We start from the raw sequence: 19391 nt of genomic DNA on the forward strand, positions 1-19391 counted from the left end.
ACTTTACAGAAGCAAATAAAATATTGATTATTAGTTATTTACGAAAACAATCGATTTACTTTTATTTCTTACCACCCGTTGTTTTTACAAAATCAGTCTGATACATTTGTTTTCGAAAGGTCGTTTTGAAATTGAGCTTTTATATCGATGTAAATATTTTACTGTTATAAGACTCGATTATACAAAATCGCATAACAACAAATAAGATAATTTAAACCATGAAAAAGAACATGAAAAATGTGTGGAGAAATTCATTACTTTTCTTTTTGGCCTGCATTTTTATTTCTGCCAATCTTACGGCTCAGAATGCAGCCACAATTAATGTAAGCGGTACAGTAAAAGACAACTTAGGTCCAATAACCGGAGCTACCGTTGCGATAGAAGGCACCACTGTCGGAACAATTACGGACATTGACGGAAAGTTTTCTCTTCAGGTTCCGGCTGAAAGCATTCTTTCAGTATCGTTTATGGGATATTACTCACAGAAAATCACGGCGAGTGGTAAGGAAATCACGGTAATATTAGAAGAAGACTCCAAATTGCTTGAAGAAATTGTAGTTATCGGCTACGGAAGTGTAAAGAAAGAAGATGTAACGGGATCAGTCACCTCCATTAAAATTGACGAGCAAAACAAAGGGCAGGTAACCACCGCACAAGACCTTCTGGCAGGTAAAATAGCAGGTGTTTCGGTTGTGTCCAGCGGCGGACGTCCGGGTGACGGTGCTCAAATCCGTATCAGAGGAGGTTCTTCGTTGAATGCAACAAACGATCCCCTTGTCATCGTAGACGGAGTCATAATGAGCAATGACCTTCCCGGTGCATCTAACTTCTTGAGTATGGTAAACCCTAACGATATAGAGTCGTTTACAGTACTTAAAGATGCTTCGGCTACAGCTATTTACGGTTCAAGAGCATCTAATGGTGTAATTATGATTACTACCAAAAAAGGTGTTAGCGGTAAGCCTCGCATTTCGTACAATGCAACTTTCTCACTTAGTACAAAAAGAAATAGTGTAGATGTAATGGATGGTAACGAGTACCGCGAATTCATTGCAAATAAATACGCATATTCTGCGAACAAAAATGAAGTATTAGGCAAATTAGGAGCACACAATACCGATTGGCAAAAAGAAATATTCCAAACAGCTTTCGGTACCGATCATAACATAAGTTTATACGGAACAACAAAAGATATACCTTACAGAGCATCTATAGGTTACACAAACGAAGAAGGTATTCTTATGACCTCCAAGCTAGAGCGTGTAACAGGTAATCTGTCATTAACTCCATCATTTTTTGATAATCACCTGAAATTGAATATCAACGGTAAAGGTATGTATTCTAAAACCCGTTTTGCAGAGGCAAGCGCAATAGGGGCAGCCTTATCTTTCGATCCAACGCAACCTGTTTATGACGAGAATAGCGTAACAGGAGGGTACTTCAGTTATATGAATGGCGGAGAGATAGAGTCTTTAGCACCTAGAAACCCTGTAGCGACACTAAAGATGCGCGACAATACAGCAGATGTTCGCAATTTTGTGGGTAATATACAAGCAGACTACAAACTTCACTTCTTCCCCGATTTGAATGTAAATATGAACTTAGGATTAGACGTTGCCGAAACTAGAGGAACGGACTATAAAAATCCTTTCAACCCTGATGGATACAGATTGGATGATACAAGAAGTGGATCGCGTAAACGTTTCGAGAATTTTAGAAACAATCAGCTGTTCGAAATATACACTCAATACGTAAAAGAAGTAGAATCGATCAAAAGTAAATTTGATGTAATGGCCGGATATTCGTGGCAACGTTACAAAAAGACAAATGACGAATATACTCACTATGTATCGAAAGTAGACTTCTCTGACTTAGAAAGAACAGATGATACAAATCACTACAGATATAAAGAATATTATTTGATTTCTCAGTTTGGTCGTTTCAACTATACATACAATAATAAATATCTTCTGACAGTTACACTTCGTAATGACGGTTCGTCTCGTTTCGATTCTGACAACAGATGGGGCTTATTCCCTGCAACAGCTTTTGCGTGGAGAATAAACGAAGAAGCGTTTATGAAAGATTTCACAGCATTGAGCGATCTTAAATTACGTTTGGGATGGGGTAAAACCGGTCAGCAAGATTTAGGTGACGATTACATGTATCCAGCAAAAGCTTCTTATGTATTAGGAGGAGATTATGGATATTATCCGATGGGTGTAAATCCTGACGGAAGCATCAATTGGGTAAAACAAATGAAGCCAAAAGCTTATAATCCTAACTTGAAATGGGAAACTACTACAACATGGAATGCCGGAATAGATTACGGATTCTTGAATAACCGTATTAATGGAGCATTCGACTTCTATTTCCGTAAGACAAAAGACTTGTTAAACAAAGAGTCTGACCTTATTGCAGGAGTTGGATTTGCAGAGCAATTACCAAGAAATATTGGAAGTCTTGAAAACAAAGGGGTTGAATTCTCTATCAATGCAGTAGCAATACAATCTAAAGATCTTGAATGGAGCTTAGGATTTAATATTGCCTACAATAATAGTAAGATTACTCAGTTAAACGAAGTTGAAACAGAAGGTTTCACAGGTTTAGGAGTAGGCACTACCGGTGGCGATGGAGCCGAAAAACTACAAAGATATGCAGTAGGACGTGCTCCTAGAACATTCTATGTTTTCGAGCAAGTATATGACTCTAAAGGAAATCCATTGGAAGGAGTGTATGTTGACCGCGATAAAGATGGTGTAATAACCGAGGCAGACAAATACTTCTATAAAAAACCTGCGGCAGATGTATTAATCGGATTTAATACTAAAATTATCTACCGTAACTGGGACTTAGGTTTCAATGCCAGAGCATCTTTAGGAAACTATGTTTATGATGCAATATCGGCAAACAGAGCCGAATTAGCTAACAACTCTATCTACAAAAATGAAGTGTTGACAAATAGGCCTAATTCTGCATTTGATACCAACTTCGAGAATAAGCAACTACTATCTGACTATTATGTGCAAAATGCTTCGTTCCTAAAAATAGATAATATTACACTCGGATATTCATTCGAAAATATATTCAAAACAGGCATGAAAGCAAGAGCTTACTTCTCTGTACAAAATCCGATAGTAATAACATCATACGATGGCTTAGATCCGGAGGTGGTAGACGGAATCGATTACGACATCTATCCTCGCCCATTGAGTTTCTTAATTGGATTTAACTTGAACTTCTAAAATCAAACCTCATGAAAAAGATAATATACAATATAAAAAGAATTATGTACATCTCTGCTGTAATAATGACATCCTTAGCGATGGTTACAGCATGTACAGATGATCTGGATACCGAAGAGAAAGGACCTAACGTAGAGCAAGACCCTTATCAAGATCCTGATAACTATCCGATACTACTATCTAAAATCTATGCAGGCTTTAGCCGTATCGGTCTTACAGGTCCTGATGGAGACGGTGACGTACCATCATCAGCCGATCAGGGAAAAACAAACTTTCTGAGAATTTATTTCAACATGCAAGAGCTAACCTCTGACGAGGCTAAATGTGCATGGAACGATAACGATGAGAAATACTATTCTCAGTCGATGATGATGCCCGACAATTCTATCGGTTATATGTTCTACCAACGATGTATGACTAATATTGCATTTGCAAATGAGTTTATAAGAAACACAGCTAACCCTGTAGTAGAAGTTAATGACCTTGACCGTATGCGCGAAGAAGCACGCGTTCTAAGAGCGCTTAACTACTATTTCTTGATCGACTTGGTAGGTAATCCGGGATGGATAACAGACGAACATCCGATAGACGGATCGTATAAGCCAAAACAAATAGGACGTGAAGGTTTATTTGACTGGATCGAAAGTGAGTTGATCGCAGTATTAGAATCAGGCACATTGAAAGATTACTCAGCCTATACCTATGGTATGGTTACTAATCAGATGGTTCAAACTATTTTGGCAAAGCTATATATCAATGCCGAAGTTTATACAGGAAAAGCAAGATGGAGCGATGCTCTTAAATATGCATCGATGGTAACATCTCATGCAGGATTGAAGCTTGAAGATAATTATCAAAATCTTTTCTGTGCAGATAACCATAGATCATCAGAGATTATTTTTGCTTTAAGTTACGATTTCGACTATGCAAGAGACTGGGGAGGTACTAAGTTTATCATGGCAGCTTCATCTAATGCTGATGTGGTTGGCGATCTACTTAACTTTACAGATGGATGGGCAGGAAATAGAGCTACTCAACAATTAGCAAACCTTTTCTCTGGCTCAGACAAAAGAGCTTTGTTTTACAAATCGGACAGAACTAAAGAAATGGATGTGTTGGGAGACTTCAAGAGTGGATGGTCTGTTGTGAAATTTACCAATAGAGCTTGGGATGGTGCAGATAACCCACGCGGAAACACCGAATGGCCTGATACAGATTTTCCTCTATTCCGTTTAGCCGATGTTCTTTTAATTCAGGCTGAAGCAGAACTAAGATCAGGAAGCTCGAATGCGGTAAATACATTCAATAAAGTATATGCTCATAGCAGAACCGGTCTTTCACCTAAAACCTCTATAACACTACAAGATATTTTGGACGAAAGAGGACGCGAACTATATTGGGAGGCGCACAGACGTACCGACCTTATACGTTTCGGTAAATTCTCGACAGGATATAATTGGGCATGGAAAGGCGGCGTAAAAGACGGAAAAGATATAGATAAAAAATATGAACTTTTCCCTCTAAGTACAAGACACTTGACCGGTAATCCGGAATTAGAGCAAACCGAATTATACAGATAACAACTAAAAGTTAAGAATCATGAGATACATATATATAATTTTTGCATTAGCGGCAACACTGTTTACGTTTACCGCTTGCGAGGACGATACCGATCCTAAAATAAATGCCTCAGACACCCGTATTACAACAAATAGTATAGGCATCGATAAGTTTGAGGTAGATCAAAGAAACCTGAGCGACGAAGCTTTCAATCTTACTTGGGATGGCGAACTTGGCGAGCTTAATGTGGAGTTGAGTACAACATACGTTATTCAGTTCGATATAGCTGGCAATGACTTTAAAGATGCCAAACAGCTAATCAATACAAACGAAAAATCGTACTCGGTAATAAGTAAAGACTTGAATAAGTTTCTGATAACAAATTTCAGTCAGGCGTACAATACCTCACAAGATTATGAATTTAGGGTTGTGGCAGCAGTTTTGGGAAAAGACAACATCTTAGGAGTTTTGCCCGAAACAGCAACAAACTATCAAACAATAAACATAACTGTTATCGAACTGAAAAAAGTTCCACTATTCATTGTTGGTGATGGTTTAGTAAACTGGTCTAACTCGGCAGAAAGCATAGGACAAGATCTTCAATTATTCTTCGGAGACAATAACGATGGAGATCAGCAATATACATACACTGCAAGTTTTAAATCAGGAGGAATAAAACTTATAACACAAGCAGGTAATTGGGATACTGCTTATGGATTAGATGGTGGAAAATTAGTCTATGGTTCGGGCGATAACATTCCGGGACCTGATGCCGAAGGCATTTACACTTTGAATGTAAATCTATCTAGCCTTACTTATGAGTTGGTTGAATATACAGGTGAGGTAACAGATTATGACGCTATAAGCCTTATTGGATCAGCTTATATAGATTGGGATACCGATCTGACTATGACAAAAGTTGCTAATCACGTATGGGTAGCTAACAATGTAACATTACAAGCCGGAGAGTTTAAGTTCAGGGCGAATAATGGATGGAGCGAATCGTGGGGTGCAGGTAGTGATACGGAGATGCCATTTGGTATAGCTAATGGTGGCGATAACTTTATTATCGAAACCGGAGGTACATATTATATAGCCTTTAACGATATCACTAAACACTTTGTGGTTATCCCTACAAGCGAATTGCCATAAATATAAAATAAGTCTGCGGTTAGGAAGGAGAATATTTACCTCCCTGACCGTGGATTTTACCATTTAAACTAAACTATTTATAAAAATATACAGATGAATAAAATTGCAACCATTCTAATTGCGATGCTTATCACGAGCGGAACACTTTTCGCTCAACAGATAAAATCACCCAATGGGAATTTTACGATGAGTTTCTCTCTGACAAGTAAAGGTGAGCCTACCTACAAACTTGTTTATAAAGGAAAAGAAGTAATAAAAACGAGTAAACTAGGACTTGAGCTAAAACGAATTGGCGAGAATGCTCCTGCCGACTTTGACGATTTTTCACCACTGGCTGATGCTGAGAGAGCAACAATGCTGACTTCTCTTTACAATGGCTTTGAGCTAACTGATACTAAAAATTTTACATTTGACGAAACATGGCAACCGGTTTGGGGCGAAACAAAGAATATTCGTAACCATTACAACGAATTGCTTGTTACATTAACTCAAAAATCAACAGACAGACATATACGAATCAGATTCCGTTTGTTCGATGACGGACTAGGATTCAGATACGAATTTCCTGAGCAAAAAGAACTAACTTACTTTGTTATCAAAGAAGAACTGACTCAGTTTGCGATGCATGGCGACCATACAGCATGGTGGATTCCGGGCGATTACGATACACAAGAATATGATTATAACGAAAGCAAACTTTCTGAAATCAGAGCGCGTATGCCTAAAGCTGTTACGCCAAATGTTTCTCAAAAAACATTTTCTCCAACAGGAGTTCAGACTGCATTGATGATGAAAAGTCAGGATGGACTATACATCAACTTGCACGAAGCAGCATTGATTGACTATGCTTGTATGAGTTTAGACTTGGATGATAAAACAATGACTTTCCAATCTCACCTTACACCAGATGCACTAGGCGATAAAGGTTATATGCAAGCACCTCGCAGCACACCATGGCGTACTATTATTGTAAGTGATAAGGCAGCAGATATCCTTGCTTCAAATATGACTTTAAACCTGAATGATCCTTGTAAAATAGAAGATACTTCTTGGATTAAACCCGTGAAATATATGGGAGTTTGGTGGGAAATGATTACAGGAAAAAGCTCTTGGACATATACCGACGATGTATTTACTGTACGCCTTGGCGAAACCGATTATTCAAAAACGAAACCAAATGGTAAACATGGTGCTACCACCGAGAATGTGAAACGCTACATCGACTTTGCCTCTAAGCATGGTTTTGATGCACTTCTTGTTGAAGGATGGAACGAAGGATGGGAAGACTGGTTTGGTAAGCATAAAGATTATGTATTTGATTTTGTAAGTCCTTATCCCGATTTTGATGTAAAAGAAATACACCGATATGCAAGAAGCAAAGGAGTAAAGATGATGATGCATCACGAGACATCGGGAGCAACAAGGAATTACGAACGCCATATGGATAAAGCGTATCAATTTATGGTAGACAATGGATACAACTCTGTTAAAAGCGGATATGTAGGCGATGTATTGCCGCGAGGCGAACATCATTACAGTCAATCGATTGTAAATCATTACCAATATGCTATAGAGAAAGCAGCAGAGTATAAAATAATGGTCAATGCACACGAAGCTGTTCGTCCTACAGGTGTATGTCGTACATGGCCAAACCTGATAGGGAATGAGTCTGCAAAAGGCACGGAATACCAGGCGTTTGGAGGCAACAATCCGATGAATGTAGTAGTAATGCCATTTACTCGTTTAGTGGGTGGCCCTATGGACTTTACTCCGGGTATTTTTGAAATGGAAATATCAAAAATCAACCCAAACAACAATTCTCATGTAAATTCTACACTAGCTAATCAGTTGGCTCTTTACGTAACCATGTACAGTCCTTTGCAAATGGCTGCCGATCTGCCTGAAAACTATGAGCGTTTCCTTGATGCATTTCAATTTATCAAAGATGTGGCTATAGATTGGGACGAAAGCAAATATCTCGAAGCTGAACCAGGTAAGCATGTAACCATTGCCCGCAAAGCTAAAGGAAAAAAAGATTGGTTTGTTGGTAGTATCTGTGGCGAGGAAGGCTATGATTCTAAAATTACTTTAGACTTCTTAGAACCGGGCAAAAAATACGAGGCTACAATTTATGCCGATGCTAAGGATGCCCATTATAGAACGAATCCTCAAGCATATACTATAAATAAGCAAACAGTAACCAGTAAAACAAAACTGAATAAGAGACTTGCTCCTGGTGGCGGTTATGCAATTAGTATAGTAGAGAAGTAATACCGTTTCTCTCTAACGAATAAATTCCCTCTACTATATTGCAACTATGTAGAGGGAATAAAAAAAACATTGAATAAACGAAAGAATTATGCAAAAGAAAGCTGTTGGTATCCTGTTGGCTCTATTTTTCCTATTGCAGGGAACATGGGCTATTGAGATAAAGAAGGTAGAACCGGCCTTTTGGTGGGCAGGCATGAAGAATACCGAACTTCAGATCATGATTTATGGCCAAGATATTGCTAACAGCGATATTTCCATAACATCGGGCACGGCAAAGATTAAAGAAATTGTAAGACTCGAAAACAAGAACTATCTGCTATTATATTTAGATGTTGCAAATGCGAAGCCCGAAGTATTTGACATTGTGCTTACACAAGGAAAGAAGAAAAAAAGTATTGCCTACGAAATTAAAGAACGAACCACCGATCCAGCGGAAAGAATCGGGTTTAATGCAGGAGATGTTCTTTATCTGATAATGCCCGACCGCTTCTCTAATGGCGATACAGATAATGATGTCATAAAAGGCATGAGAGAGACGAAGGTAGACAGAGGCAACCCCTCTGCCCGTCATGGTGGAGATTTCAAAGGTTTGTCTAACCATCTGGACTATATTACAGATCTTGGAGCAACTGCCGTTTGGCTCAATCCGGTATTGGAAAACGATATGGAACATGGATCATATCACGGATATGCAACTACCGATTATTACAATGTAGACAGACGCTTTGGTACAAACGAAGAATTTATCCAACTGATAGAAAAGGCTCATGGTAAAGGGCTGAAAGTGGTAATGGATATGATTTTCAATCACTGTGGCAGTAGCCATTTTTTCTTTACCGACTACCCTTCTTCTGATTGGTTTAACTTTCCCGACAAATATATCCAAACCTCATACAAAACCTCTGCTCAATACGACAAATATGTAAGTAAAAAAGATTCCGACAAAGCTATAGACGGATGGTTCGTTGAGTCTATGCCCGATCTGAATCAACGCAACAGGCATGTGAAAAAGTATTTGATACAGAACAGCATTTGGTGGATCGAATATGCCAAACTGGACGGCATTAGACAAGACACGCATCCTTATGCCGATTTCGACGCAATGTCAGATTGGTGCAAAGAAGTATTAAACGAATATCCGGACTTCAATATCGTAGGAGAGACATGGTTGGGTAACAATGTCGGCATCTCGTATTGGCAGAAAGACAGTAAACTTTCTTATCCAAAAAACTCTTATTTGCCTTCAGTAATGGACTTCCCTCTGATGGACATCATGGTGTCGGCATTCGACGAAGAAACAACCGACTGGGGACAAGGATTTTCAAAGGTACACGACTATCTGACACAAGATATAGTATATCCCGACCCTATGAACCTTCTTATATTCTTAGACAATCACGATACCTCTCGTTTCAATAAGAATGAAAAGGATGCAAAAAACAGCTCCAGATATAAACAAGCTTTGGCTTTTTTGCTGACAACAAGAGGAATTGCTGAGTTATACTATGGGTCAGAAATATTGATGTATGCTGATAAAGCAAATGGAGATGGCGGACTCAGAGCTGACTTCCCCGGAGGATGGATTGGGGACCCAACAAATGCCTTTACAGCAAGCGAACGAACCAAAGAACAAAATGAGATATTCGAGTACACTAAAAAGCTTCTGAATTGGAGAAAAGGGAATCAGGTAATAGCTAAAGGGACTCTTAAACATTTCGTGCCAGTAAATGGCGTTTACATTTACGAGAGAAGCTACAATGGAAAAACTGTAGTAGTAATACTCAATGGGTCGAATCAAGAAAAGACATTAGAAACAAAGGATTTCAGAGAGATATTGGTAGGAAAGAAAAAAGATATTATCTCTGATACACAAATTGACTTGGAAGCAAATACTTTGGTTATAAATGCCAGAGGGGCGTATATACTAGAGTAGAAAAAAAGTGTCTGTTTTCTACTCTTAAAGAATTAAATAAAGAATATAAAATTACCTCTTGATCTCATAGGTTATCTGTCAACATTTTGCATTTTCGGGTCTAATAACTTTTCCTTTCTGCAATGAAAAGATTTGTTTTTGCTCTTCTGATACAGCATCAACAATATGTATATCAAATTCAAAATCAGCTTCCTTTACTTGCAATAATGGAAGAGTCACTAATGTTAGTAAGGGAATACTTACAGTTTGTTTATGACTATCGCCGATGTTGTCAGATATATCATACGAGAATGTCAACATTCGTAGTTTACCAATCTTACCTGTTTGTTTGTCGTATGATTAGCAATATCGAACAGATAACTCAGGTAACGTTGAGAGGCTAGTGAATCGGCATCAATGGTTGCGACCGAATGTATTTACCTGTTTTCTCAACCGTAAACACAACATTGTCTCCATCTATTAATAACTCGGCATTGCCTTCTTTGAGTTTAATCTCCTTTGGATCATATAAACCATTTCCATTTTTATAGGTAGCTATTACCATAGCTTTCTCTCCTGCTTTCAGAATTAGATTGGTCTCGCTCACTTCAAGTGTACCACTTGGATCGGATACATCTAGCGAGTTACCAAGCAATTCCAGAACTTTAGCCAATCCAGCTGGCATACTCTCCTGTCCGGCTTTTACTGCCACGTCCATTGTGTATTCAACACTGTATTTCGAATCCTGTGTGGCTTTCGAGTCCTTTTTACTGGAATAGTTAGCATTCATTTTTGCTTCCATCCTGAATGGACCGACTCTTACGCCTGCTGTAGCGTCCAATCCTGCATCTATAGCTTGAGAAGAAGAATTTTCTTGTACAGAAGAAGATGATGCCGAAATATTTGCCTTAAAGTTGATGTCAATACTTTGAATAGCAATGTAAGGGATGGGAACAATAGTCAAAAGAGGAACATTCAGCTGAACCATTCGTCCATTTTGCATAAACTGAAATGTAACATTTACTGCGGACTTATCTCCGGTTTTAGGATCTGTGTTTAAACCAACTTCCTGAATAAATTTCCAAGATGTTTGTGCTGCCATTGCTTGCGCTTCTATACATGCATTTAATGGACCGCCAATCATTGAACCGAAAGGTATCGCTTGCAACGCACTGGTTGCTACTTGCGATGGTGTTGTATCAATTGCCATAATTTTAATTGATTTTTTAATTAATAATCTGTTATGTAGAATCTACATCACAAAAGTATTGATGCAACAACCTGTAAAGAATTCTATTTTCCCAACAGCACAAATTTCTTTCCCTATGCTGTCGTTAGAATCCTAAGCCTCTTTTTTTGTTCTTTCTCGGAATGATTATCTGTTCTTTTTTCTCCTTTTTCGCTTCTTTTATCCGCGGATCTCTCCACGATTCTTTGTATTCTGTATCCGCTTTCTTCTCTTTCCATAGGTATGGATATTGAAAATTAATACCACCCCACCATTTAACTTTGGCTTTGGTTATATACCCATTTTCGATCAGCAATTTATCACGGATACGCATTTCGTATCTGCCATATTTTACAAACTCGTCGGGATTCTCTTTACAGAATAAGGCTTTGTCTTTTTCGTCATTCAAGAAAATATAAGCTGAGAACGATCCTGTATAATCCTTTCTTTTCATATTTTCGAGATAAATGAAGCCACCGTCTGTCAATGTTTTCCATTGTTCGGCTGTTAATTCTATACCACCGATGGACGGATTCTTAGGCTTAGTTTCGATTTCTTTTCTTGCATTTTGTTCAACCTGTTCTCGCAGATATTCCTCTCTGCCTCGTCGTTTGACATCTTCAATATTCTGTTCAAATGCTTTTTTGAGATTCCCGAAGCTAAATTTCCGATCAATCTGCGAGCCTTTGAACGAGATATTATTATATCGGAATGATACACCTTCAATTTCGTTGGAGTTTCTTTTATGTTTATAGTCAAGCTTAATACCCAATTCCAAAAGAGCAAATCGCAAATCCGCAGGATTCTTACAATCAGGCAAAACCGATTTTATCGCATCATGTATGTAGTATTTTGCCTTGTCAGGATTATCCAATTTTTCTCGTTTTACCTTCTCCTTTCCCTTTCCATAAGTCAGGTTATATTTATCCTTTAGCTTCTTACAAACCTTGATATTTCGTTTATAATCCTGATTGACAGAGATTAATTTTAGGTCATTGTCAATGCGATTATACACAATATGCAGATGATCATTATCCGTATTATGATGTCGCACAATGATATATTGAGTATTCTTGATACCCATTTCCTGCATATATTCTTTAGCCAATTGCACCATAAAATCATTGGTCATTCTATGTCTGTCTTCAGGAGAAAAGGACATCGGAATATGCCCGACAGGTTGCTTTATTTCTTTTCTGCCCGATCGCTGCATAGCAAAGCTTCGGATCATATCTTTGGTGCTATTTGCAAATACACCTTCGGCTTCCAATAGTTCGGCTGTGTCATTCATCACATAATTGGCACAACCTTTGAACGACTTGCCTTTGATATTTTTAGCAATCATCTACTAATTCCTTTATCCTATTAGCTAATACTACAAGGTCTAATCCGATTTGTAAAAACTCGTTTTGATTTATTCGTTTAGCTATTTGATTCAGATTGTTTGCCATGCCAGACAACTTTCGCATAAGGTCTAATTCCTCTAAAGTAAAGCGATCTTTGACCTTCCCTTTGAGCGTCATCTCCCGAGCATATTGAGTGGTTTTTATCCCCAATTTTTCTGCTTTTCCTTTCACCGTTTTAAAATCTTCTTGGGTCAATTTTAGATTGATGGAAGTCGAAAGCTTGTCTTTTTCCTTAGCCGGTCTGCCGCCTTTTTTCTTATTCTCCATACCATGTATTTTTAGGATTGGAAAATCTGAGTGTTTGAAGACACTCAGGCGAGCCGAAATGAAAGCGACCATCGGGAGTTGAAGTGGAGGATTGCTCGCAGCCTCGCAGTCAAGTGACCATCGGGAGCTGACTGTTCGGGGCTGAGCCCTCTGCAAGAGCAAGGTATGCACGGTAGTAATTCAAAAGGATGTGTAACGACTTTTGGGTTACCCGTGTGATTACCTTGCTCCTTTGACGACGAGAAAAAAATAAAGAGGCGAAAGTCTCTTTATTTTTTGAATCGGTGGCAACATTTGCACTCCGAAAGGAGTCTATTATCGGATACTTCCGATTGTGCAATACGGTCAGTGTATTGCCTATTGCTCTTCAAGGGTCGGCAGAGCAGTTCGTCTGTAGAACATTGATTAACTTTCTCATATAGTAGTATAAATTAGATGTATCCAACATGGATACTTGAACAAATATAGATTCTTAATTTGATAGTTATATCATTGACAATATGATGTGTATAGCTTTGCTTGGGGATGCATTTATTTGCCGTACTACCTGATAAAACAGAGTCACTCTTATTACTTCTATTGGTAATATTACTATCTTTAGTGCATGTATAATGGTGAGCAAGACATAGAACCTACGGATGTACCGGAATCCTTCCAACTTGTACAACAGAGTCTGAATGACTTTGTAGCAATCAACTATGAAACGGCACTTGGTCTGGTCTCACAGCCACAACTCACTGAAGTGGAGATACTCCACTATAAAAGTAAAGTATTGGATATCATCCGCAACAATCCTCCTCTGGCAAGCTTACCCAAATATCTTCGTGACGGGAGAGAGGATTATCTTTGGTACAGTGACTTTTATGATGAGATAAGCAAAGATGTTTATCATCAGTATCGTACATTTATAAAATCAACAAGTACAATAACTCCAAGCAATTATACCACAGAGCTAATCAAAATTGACTTGCCTTATTTCAGAGAATTGGTAGACCTTGTAAGTTTGGAACGCTTATGTATAAAATATGAGAAACTTCTTCCAAAACCTAAAGTAGAGGTTATTCAAGAAAAGACACCTATACAGGAAACTACTATTGCCAAAGAGACCAAAGCTACAGTTGAGCCCAAATCTACCAAACGTTCTTACCAACCCAAACTTAGCAAAGAACAATACGTACTATTAGCCGACTGTATAGAGGCTATCAAATTGTTTCGTTCAAAAATAAAGGTCTCTGAACTAAAGAAACTTCTTTCAGGAAAACTTCCTGAACCACTGCAAGTCACCAACCAAAAGACATTGGTCTATCTCCTTGACCAACTTTGTGAACACAAATACATCAAAAATACGTGGGTATCGGTTGCCGATGGCAATAAAGACTTTATATCTTTTCGCACAGAGGGTAACAAAGAACGGTATGGCGATAACAAACACTATATTACTATGCAACAACTACTCAACTGCCGTAACCGCAACAAACGGGAACTGATATTCGGGCTTGAAAATATAGATACCCTGATAGAGAAATTGGGGGAATGTAGCCTTCAATAGTTAAAAAATATTATCCACCTGTATTTTCTATAAATATTTCCAGTCTTTATCAAATTCAGATTCTCTGCTGTTATTCAGTATGTTACTCTATGTCTGTAGTTTGGCTATCATTTCCAAATCACTCCTTTTTGAGTATATACTCTAATTGAAACACTTTCGTAATCAACACTATACAAGCCCAACCTGTTAGGTAAGGCTGTTATGCTCACAGCGCAGAAGGTAGATAGTCGATATCTTGCACCCGATTTCGGAAAGCCCCGACATGCAATATTGTATATCGATTATTCTCCCGAAAGCTATTTACAATGAGCAAGAGCAACCGCATCAGGGATGATTGAGTTTTTATATCTCCTAAAGAAACAAGTCAAATGCAGTTAGAAATACGATCTGCATGGTATTAACAATTAAAACAAAAGAAATATGAGTGAGAATACAGAAAAAGAGAAAATAGAGATAGACGGAAAAAGTATATCCGAAATAATAGGAGATAGCACATGAACTCCGGCATCTGCTAAAGCAAAGCCTTCTCGTAAGAAGGACGAAGAGGAATACGCTAAACGTTTTTTGGCAACACAAAAAATCAAGGATTATACTCCGGTATATATTGATGTGCGTATGAAAGAGAAATTACAAACATTGGTTGCCTCGCTGCAACATATCGCATCGGAGATTACCCCGACTATTTTGTTGTCGAATATCCTTGCGGATCACTTGTTAACGAACAAGGACTTGATAACCCGTGCGGCTAATGAGGGCTTAAAACGCTCTTTAGCAAGTACATTTAACGAAAAAGATTTAAAAGACTAGAAGTTATGGAAATAGTATGTATTGATTTACACACATGGGAACTGTTGAAACGACAGATTAGTAGATTAACCTCTGATATGGCAGTATTGAAAGCTTTATATTGCACCAATCCCAGAGACGGCTGAATGGACTCGGCAGATATCTGCCGTGCATTGGGCATCTCGAAACGCACCTTGCAGACTTGGCGCAATAATGGGAAGATACCATTTGCAATGTTGGGTGGAAAAGTCTACTACAAGGAAGAGGATATTGATAGCTTGCTCCAAACAGAAATAAAACCTGTCAAAAAGTAATTTATGGACAAATTTATCAATTACGAGTCCGAAGAGTTCAAGGAACTTTTAGGGCAGATAGAGCAATCTATTGAGGATGTGCAGGATGTCAGAGACAAGCATCGCCCGACATTGGCAGACGAACGTTATCTGAGTGGAGAGGAAGTGATGGAGTATCTTCATATCTCGCCTCGAACGCTTCAAACCTTGCGTGACAAGCGAATAATCTGTTATACAACGATTGGAGGAAAAATACTTTATCCCGAGAAAGAACTTCAAGAGGTATTGCATAATAACTACCAATCGCCAGAGCTGCCTTTCTAATGAAAAATAGAATAATAGATATGCAGATCTAAGGAGAGGGAGTTGAAGTTGCCTACCACGCATAAAATGAAAACAAGCATTCTTGATGTTAATCAGGGATGCTTGTTTTTGTTTAATAATATGCGTCATCGTCGGGTCGGTCGTTTTCGTTGCAGGATGCTTCTTCACACTTCGGCAAGGGAAACAAGCAAGACTCGGTGCAAAAATACGACCTGACAAGGTAGAGATTTTCGTTTCCGACCCATAGGGCTTCGGGCTTGACTGGTTTGCCTTGTAAGAAGTGATCTTCTCCTGCAACAAAAGGGCTGACTCGATCCTTATTGTTTTTATCCTATTCCACCTTAGCCCATTTGGGGATGATATAAGTCGATGGATTAACAGGATTATTCTCTCTCTTTTTCCGGGGCAACATCTCTTTTTGCTTCTTGGTGATTCGTTTGATATTTCTGAAATCGGATTGAGGGCGATCTGTCTCCAATTTATACTTGTCTCCGATTTTATCTGTCAATACTGCCATATCTTTACTAATCTTGTCATTGGTTATTTTGGCATAGATTTGCGTCGTGGTTATGCAGCTATGCCCGAGCATCTGAGAGACTGTTTCGATGGGTACACCTTGCGAGAGGCACACGGTAGTTGCCATTGTATGGCGTCCCATATGTGACGTAACTCGCTTATTTACACCGCATAATTTAGCTATTCGTTGCAAGCAACGATTCATGTTGTCGCTGTGGCTTGGCACAGGAAAAACAAAATTATTTTTAGCAACAAGACGGTATTGTTCAATCAGTTGCTTTGCTATCGGCAATAATTTGACATAAAATGTAGCATTGGTTTTCTTGCGTTTAGCTATCAGCCACAATTCGCCATCAAAAGAGGTTTGAATATCATCGAAAGTCAATTTCTTGACATCCGCATAAGCCAAACCCGTAAATGACTGAAAAACGAAGATATCCCGAATCTGGCGTTGCTTGTATCTTCTGAGTTCTACTGTCATAAATCTACGAAGTTCGTCTTCGGTCAAATACCCTCTATCCCGAGTCTGTGCTTTGAATCGGAAACTGGCAAAAGGATTGACATGGATATATCCTTTTCGCTGAGCAATCAACATGATCTGTTTCAACTTGGTAACAGCAGTAAGTAAAGTACTGCCAGCGAGCTTTCGTACTTCAAGCAGATAAGTATAATAGTCCTCAACAAATTGAGGCTCTATTTCTTTAATCGGAATATCAGATAGATTGTATCTGTCCCGAAGAAACATCTCTACTCGTCTGCGATTGATAATTAGTTGCTCATACGAACCTTCGGTTCTATCCTTGCCTACACGCTTAGCATAGCTTTCGTAAAACTCGTCAGCAATAGAAAAGAAAGTTCGGAACTCATCGCCAAAGCCCAAATAGGCATTTTTAACTTTTTCGGCAGAAACAAAATTGTCTTTATCGCAGATACTTTGATACTGCTTGCCGATCTGCGCTTTAATGTTCTCTAATTTCTGATTGATTTTCTGTGCTTCGAGACTTTTGCCTGATGCTCGGTTTGCTTTGGTGTCCCACAAGTCGGGTTTGATGTTTAGCTTACAGCTAAACTGAGCCAAACTTCCATTAACAGTAATTCTACCCATGATTGGGGCTTTGCCATCTTTCAAATTGTTCTTTTTCAGGTAGAACAGAACCTTGAATGTGCTTCTTGCCATAACTCTAATTTTTTAATTACAAACTTAGTTTACTTAGAGTTATCCGACGCTATGCAAAACAATGCAAACAATTGAATAAAAGTCGATTATATTCGATTTGCAAAAAGCACCTCAGGTAACGATTTGGTAACTGAACTCGCCGCCATCTTTGCTTTTTTGTGCTTTTATTCTCTTTTGTCCAAAAGAATCATTTTACTTAATCCGCTGATTAAGTTCTCATTACGCTCGTTTGCTTTCCCTTTTCTAAATGGCTGCTGTTTCCTTCAAATATTCGTTCATTTTTTGGTTAGTATGAATTGGTAGGAGTTTTCCATCTTCTAATCCTCTGTATTTTTTTAGAATAGACAAAGGAACATCTAACAGAGGAATATTTGCCTGAACAGAAGATTTCTGGCGGGTTAGCTGTATCCACTTCTGACCGAAGCCATCTTCTATAATATTATCTTCTGTTAGATTAGCTGCATCTATATAAGCCAATCCTGTGAAAATTTGAAATAGAAAGACATCTCGTACTTCCTCTAATCGTTTCGACTCGAATTTCTTATTCATCAACTTCTTGATTTCAGGCTCAATCAAAAACTCCTTTTTTACAGGTTTGTATCCCAATGTATAATCATCGAAAGGATCAACAGTAATATATCTGTTTTTAAGTGCGTTGGTGACAATCTGTTTCAGATAACGTAGATGCTTGACCGTTGAGTTATGCCCGCATCCACAGACCGATTTCAAATAAACTTCATAATCAGTTACGAACTGAAAATCTACATCGCGGATTGGCATATCTTCTTTCTTGTATTTATATACCATAAAATCGCCAACACGTTTTCTGGTTGCCAGATATTTAGCTAGAGTGGTATCACGAATTGTTTTCCCGACAAGGTTTCGTTTCTGTTCTACCTTGATATCATATAAAGATAATACTGTGTGCTTACGAACTATTTTACCCAGATAGGTATCCCTAAGCTTATCAGCGGTAACATAACCATCTTTTTCAAGAATAGCTTTGTAGTGTTTGTCTAACGCTATTTTTATTTTATCCAAAGAGTCATTGATTTGTTGGACTTCTTTGGTTTTACCCATAACTTTCCCAAGTGGATTCCACATTTCAGGCTTAACAAATTGCAGAGAACTGAATTCTGCTTTTTCTCCACCAATGCTGATTCTGACCATGATGTTGGTTAAACCATCTTTGTTTAATTTCTTCTTTCTGATAAGAAAAAGGATTCGATACGTACTTTTCATTGCTCATTCTTTTTTAATGATTCGACAAAATTATTCATGATCACTTAAAGAATAAAGCTCTTAAATAAGCCAATTTAGGTCATTATAAGTCACTAGTTACCAGTGATTAAAATACGAAAAAGTGACCCAAAATCAACCAAACCGTTTCACTCACTTTTTGGTCACTCTACTATTGTCCTAAACTGTCTTTTCTTGTCCGGGGGTAGAATAAAAAAAAGTCTGCTAATCTACTGACTAACAGACTTTTTGTCCTTTGTTGGCTTTTCCTGTCTTATTAGGATTTTACCGTTCCGTGGGCGTTGACGGATTCGAACCGCCGACCCTCTGCTTGTAAGGCACAAATATCATATTTCATATTATTTCAACATATATCATAAAATTCTGTATATAAGATTATTATATTTATTTTTACAAATAAATATTACAGTATATTTCAACTTTTCACTATATTTGTTGTTCACTT

General features: G+C 38.2%; 14 protein-coding genes and 1 pseudogene. 9 read left to right on the plus strand and 6 right to left on the minus strand.

Annotated features, from left to right (window positions below):
* The first annotated feature begins 218 nt into the window (after positions 1-218).
* From D0T56_RS02090 to D0T56_RS02110, 5 genes are all read left to right on the plus strand, one after another.
* On the plus strand, positions 219-3245 hold the full coding sequence (locus D0T56_RS02090) for a TonB-dependent receptor (protein ID WP_163318477.1): 3027 nt from the start codon (positions 219-221) through the stop codon (positions 3243-3245).
* A gap of 11 nt (positions 3246-3256) precedes the next feature.
* The gene (locus D0T56_RS02095) at positions 3257-4825 is read left to right on the plus strand and encodes a RagB/SusD family nutrient uptake outer membrane protein (RefSeq protein WP_163318478.1); all 1569 of its coding nucleotides are present in this window, start codon (positions 3257-3259) and stop codon (positions 4823-4825) included.
* Between the two features lie 19 nt (positions 4826-4844).
* Positions 4845-5957, plus strand: a complete 1113-nt coding sequence (locus tag D0T56_RS02100) for a SusE domain-containing protein (protein WP_163318479.1) — start codon at positions 4845-4847, stop codon at positions 5955-5957.
* Between the two features lie 93 nt (positions 5958-6050).
* Positions 6051-8228, plus strand: coding sequence for a glycoside hydrolase family 97 protein (locus tag D0T56_RS02105; protein WP_163318480.1), 2178 nt, complete (start codon positions 6051-6053; stop codon positions 8226-8228).
* 88 nt (positions 8229-8316) lie between these two features.
* On the plus strand, positions 8317-10161 hold the full coding sequence (locus D0T56_RS02110; RefSeq protein ID WP_163318481.1) for a glycoside hydrolase family 13 protein: 1845 nt from the start codon (positions 8317-8319) through the stop codon (positions 10159-10161).
* A 78-nt stretch (positions 10162-10239) separates the two neighbouring features.
* Here the strand turns inward: D0T56_RS02110 and D0T56_RS02115 are convergent, their stop codons facing one another.
* The 4 genes from D0T56_RS02115 to mobC all read right to left on the minus strand — a co-directional run bounded on the left by D0T56_RS02115 (position 10240) and on the right by mobC (position 13041).
* Complete coding sequence (locus tag D0T56_RS02115) at positions 10240-10461, minus strand: DUF2589 domain-containing protein (RefSeq protein ID WP_255490981.1); 222 nt, start codon at positions 10459-10461, stop codon at positions 10240-10242.
* A gap of 79 nt (positions 10462-10540) precedes the next feature.
* Positions 10541-11350: a DUF2589 domain-containing protein gene (locus D0T56_RS02120; RefSeq protein ID WP_163318482.1), complete on the minus strand. Its 810-nt coding sequence runs from the start codon at positions 11348-11350 to the stop codon at positions 10541-10543.
* A 124-nt stretch (positions 11351-11474) separates the two neighbouring features.
* Positions 11475-12713: a relaxase/mobilization nuclease domain-containing protein gene (locus tag D0T56_RS02125; RefSeq protein ID WP_163318483.1), complete on the minus strand. Its 1239-nt coding sequence runs from the start codon at positions 12711-12713 to the stop codon at positions 11475-11477.
* Entirely contained in the window at positions 12703-13041 is a 339-nt protein-coding gene (gene mobC / locus D0T56_RS02130) for a plasmid mobilization relaxosome protein MobC (RefSeq protein ID WP_163318484.1), read from the minus strand. The genes D0T56_RS02125 and mobC overlap by 11 nt, the downstream gene beginning before the upstream one ends.
* A 604-nt stretch (positions 13042-13645) precedes the next feature.
* On the opposite strand from mobC, the gene D0T56_RS02135 reads away from it, so the two are divergent.
* The 4 genes and pseudogenes from D0T56_RS02135 (at position 13646) to D0T56_RS02150 (ending at position 15993) form a co-directional block, all read left to right on the plus strand.
* Positions 13646-14590, plus strand: a complete 945-nt coding sequence (locus D0T56_RS02135; protein WP_163318485.1) for a hypothetical protein — start codon at positions 13646-13648, stop codon at positions 14588-14590.
* Between the two features lie 531 nt (positions 14591-15121).
* A pseudogene (locus tag D0T56_RS02140) lies at positions 15122-15397 on the plus strand (DUF3408 domain-containing protein); the annotation flags it as partial.
* Between the two features lie 125 nt (positions 15398-15522).
* On the plus strand, positions 15523-15690 hold the full coding sequence (locus D0T56_RS02145) for a helix-turn-helix domain-containing protein (protein WP_163318486.1): 168 nt from the start codon (positions 15523-15525) through the stop codon (positions 15688-15690).
* A gap of 3 nt (positions 15691-15693) precedes the next feature.
* Positions 15694-15993, plus strand: a complete 300-nt coding sequence (locus tag D0T56_RS02150) for a helix-turn-helix domain-containing protein (RefSeq protein ID WP_163318487.1) — start codon at positions 15694-15696, stop codon at positions 15991-15993.
* A 331-nt stretch (positions 15994-16324) separates the two neighbouring features.
* Here D0T56_RS02150 and D0T56_RS02155 read toward each other — a convergent pair whose 3' ends face one another.
* Complete coding sequence (locus D0T56_RS02155; RefSeq protein WP_163318488.1) at positions 16325-17686, minus strand: site-specific integrase; 1362 nt, start codon at positions 17684-17686, stop codon at positions 16325-16327.
* Positions 17687-17929: 243 nt separating this feature from the next.
* Positions 17930-18928 (minus strand): site-specific integrase, encoded by a 999-nt coding sequence (locus tag D0T56_RS02160; protein ID WP_163318489.1) that lies wholly within the window; start codon positions 18926-18928, stop codon positions 17930-17932.
* Positions 18929-19391 lie beyond the last annotated feature (463 nt).

Origin of the sequence: Dysgonomonas sp. 520, from assembly GCF_010501095.1 — a bacterium.
Classification (GTDB): Bacteria; Bacteroidota; Bacteroidia; order Bacteroidales; family Dysgonomonadaceae; genus QVMP01.

Coding starts and splice junctions, on each gene's coding strand:
- D0T56_RS02135 (WP_163318485.1), top strand. CDS start 13,646: ATGTATAATGGTGAGCAAGACATAGAACCTACGGATGTACCGGAATCC.
- D0T56_RS02150 (WP_163318487.1), top strand. CDS start 15,694: ATGGACAAATTTATCAATTACGAGTCCGAAGAGTTCAAGGAACTTTTA.
- mobC (WP_163318484.1), bottom strand. CDS start 13,041: ATGGAGAATAAGAAAAAAGGCGGCAGACCGGCTAAGGAAAAAGACAAG.
- D0T56_RS02160 (WP_163318489.1), bottom strand. CDS start 18,928: ATGAAAAGTACGTATCGAATCCTTTTTCTTATCAGAAAGAAGAAATTA.
- D0T56_RS02125 (WP_163318483.1), bottom strand. CDS start 12,713: ATGATTGCTAAAAATATCAAAGGCAAGTCGTTCAAAGGTTGTGCCAAT.
- D0T56_RS02090 (WP_163318477.1), top strand. CDS start 219: ATGAAAAAGAACATGAAAAATGTGTGGAGAAATTCATTACTTTTCTTT.
- D0T56_RS02155 (WP_163318488.1), bottom strand. CDS start 17,686: ATGGCAAGAAGCACATTCAAGGTTCTGTTCTACCTGAAAAAGAACAAT.
- D0T56_RS02110 (WP_163318481.1), top strand. CDS start 8,317: ATGCAAAAGAAAGCTGTTGGTATCCTGTTGGCTCTATTTTTCCTATTG.
- D0T56_RS02115 (WP_255490981.1), bottom strand. CDS start 10,461: ATGTTGACATTCTCGTATGATATATCTGACAACATCGGCGATAGTCAT.
- D0T56_RS02095 (WP_163318478.1), top strand. CDS start 3,257: ATGAAAAAGATAATATACAATATAAAAAGAATTATGTACATCTCTGCT.
- D0T56_RS02145 (WP_163318486.1), top strand. CDS start 15,523: ATGGACTCGGCAGATATCTGCCGTGCATTGGGCATCTCGAAACGCACC.
- D0T56_RS02105 (WP_163318480.1), top strand. CDS start 6,051: ATGAATAAAATTGCAACCATTCTAATTGCGATGCTTATCACGAGCGGA.
- D0T56_RS02120 (WP_163318482.1), bottom strand. CDS start 11,350: ATGGCAATTGATACAACACCATCGCAAGTAGCAACCAGTGCGTTGCAA.
- D0T56_RS02100 (WP_163318479.1), top strand. CDS start 4,845: ATGAGATACATATATATAATTTTTGCATTAGCGGCAACACTGTTTACG.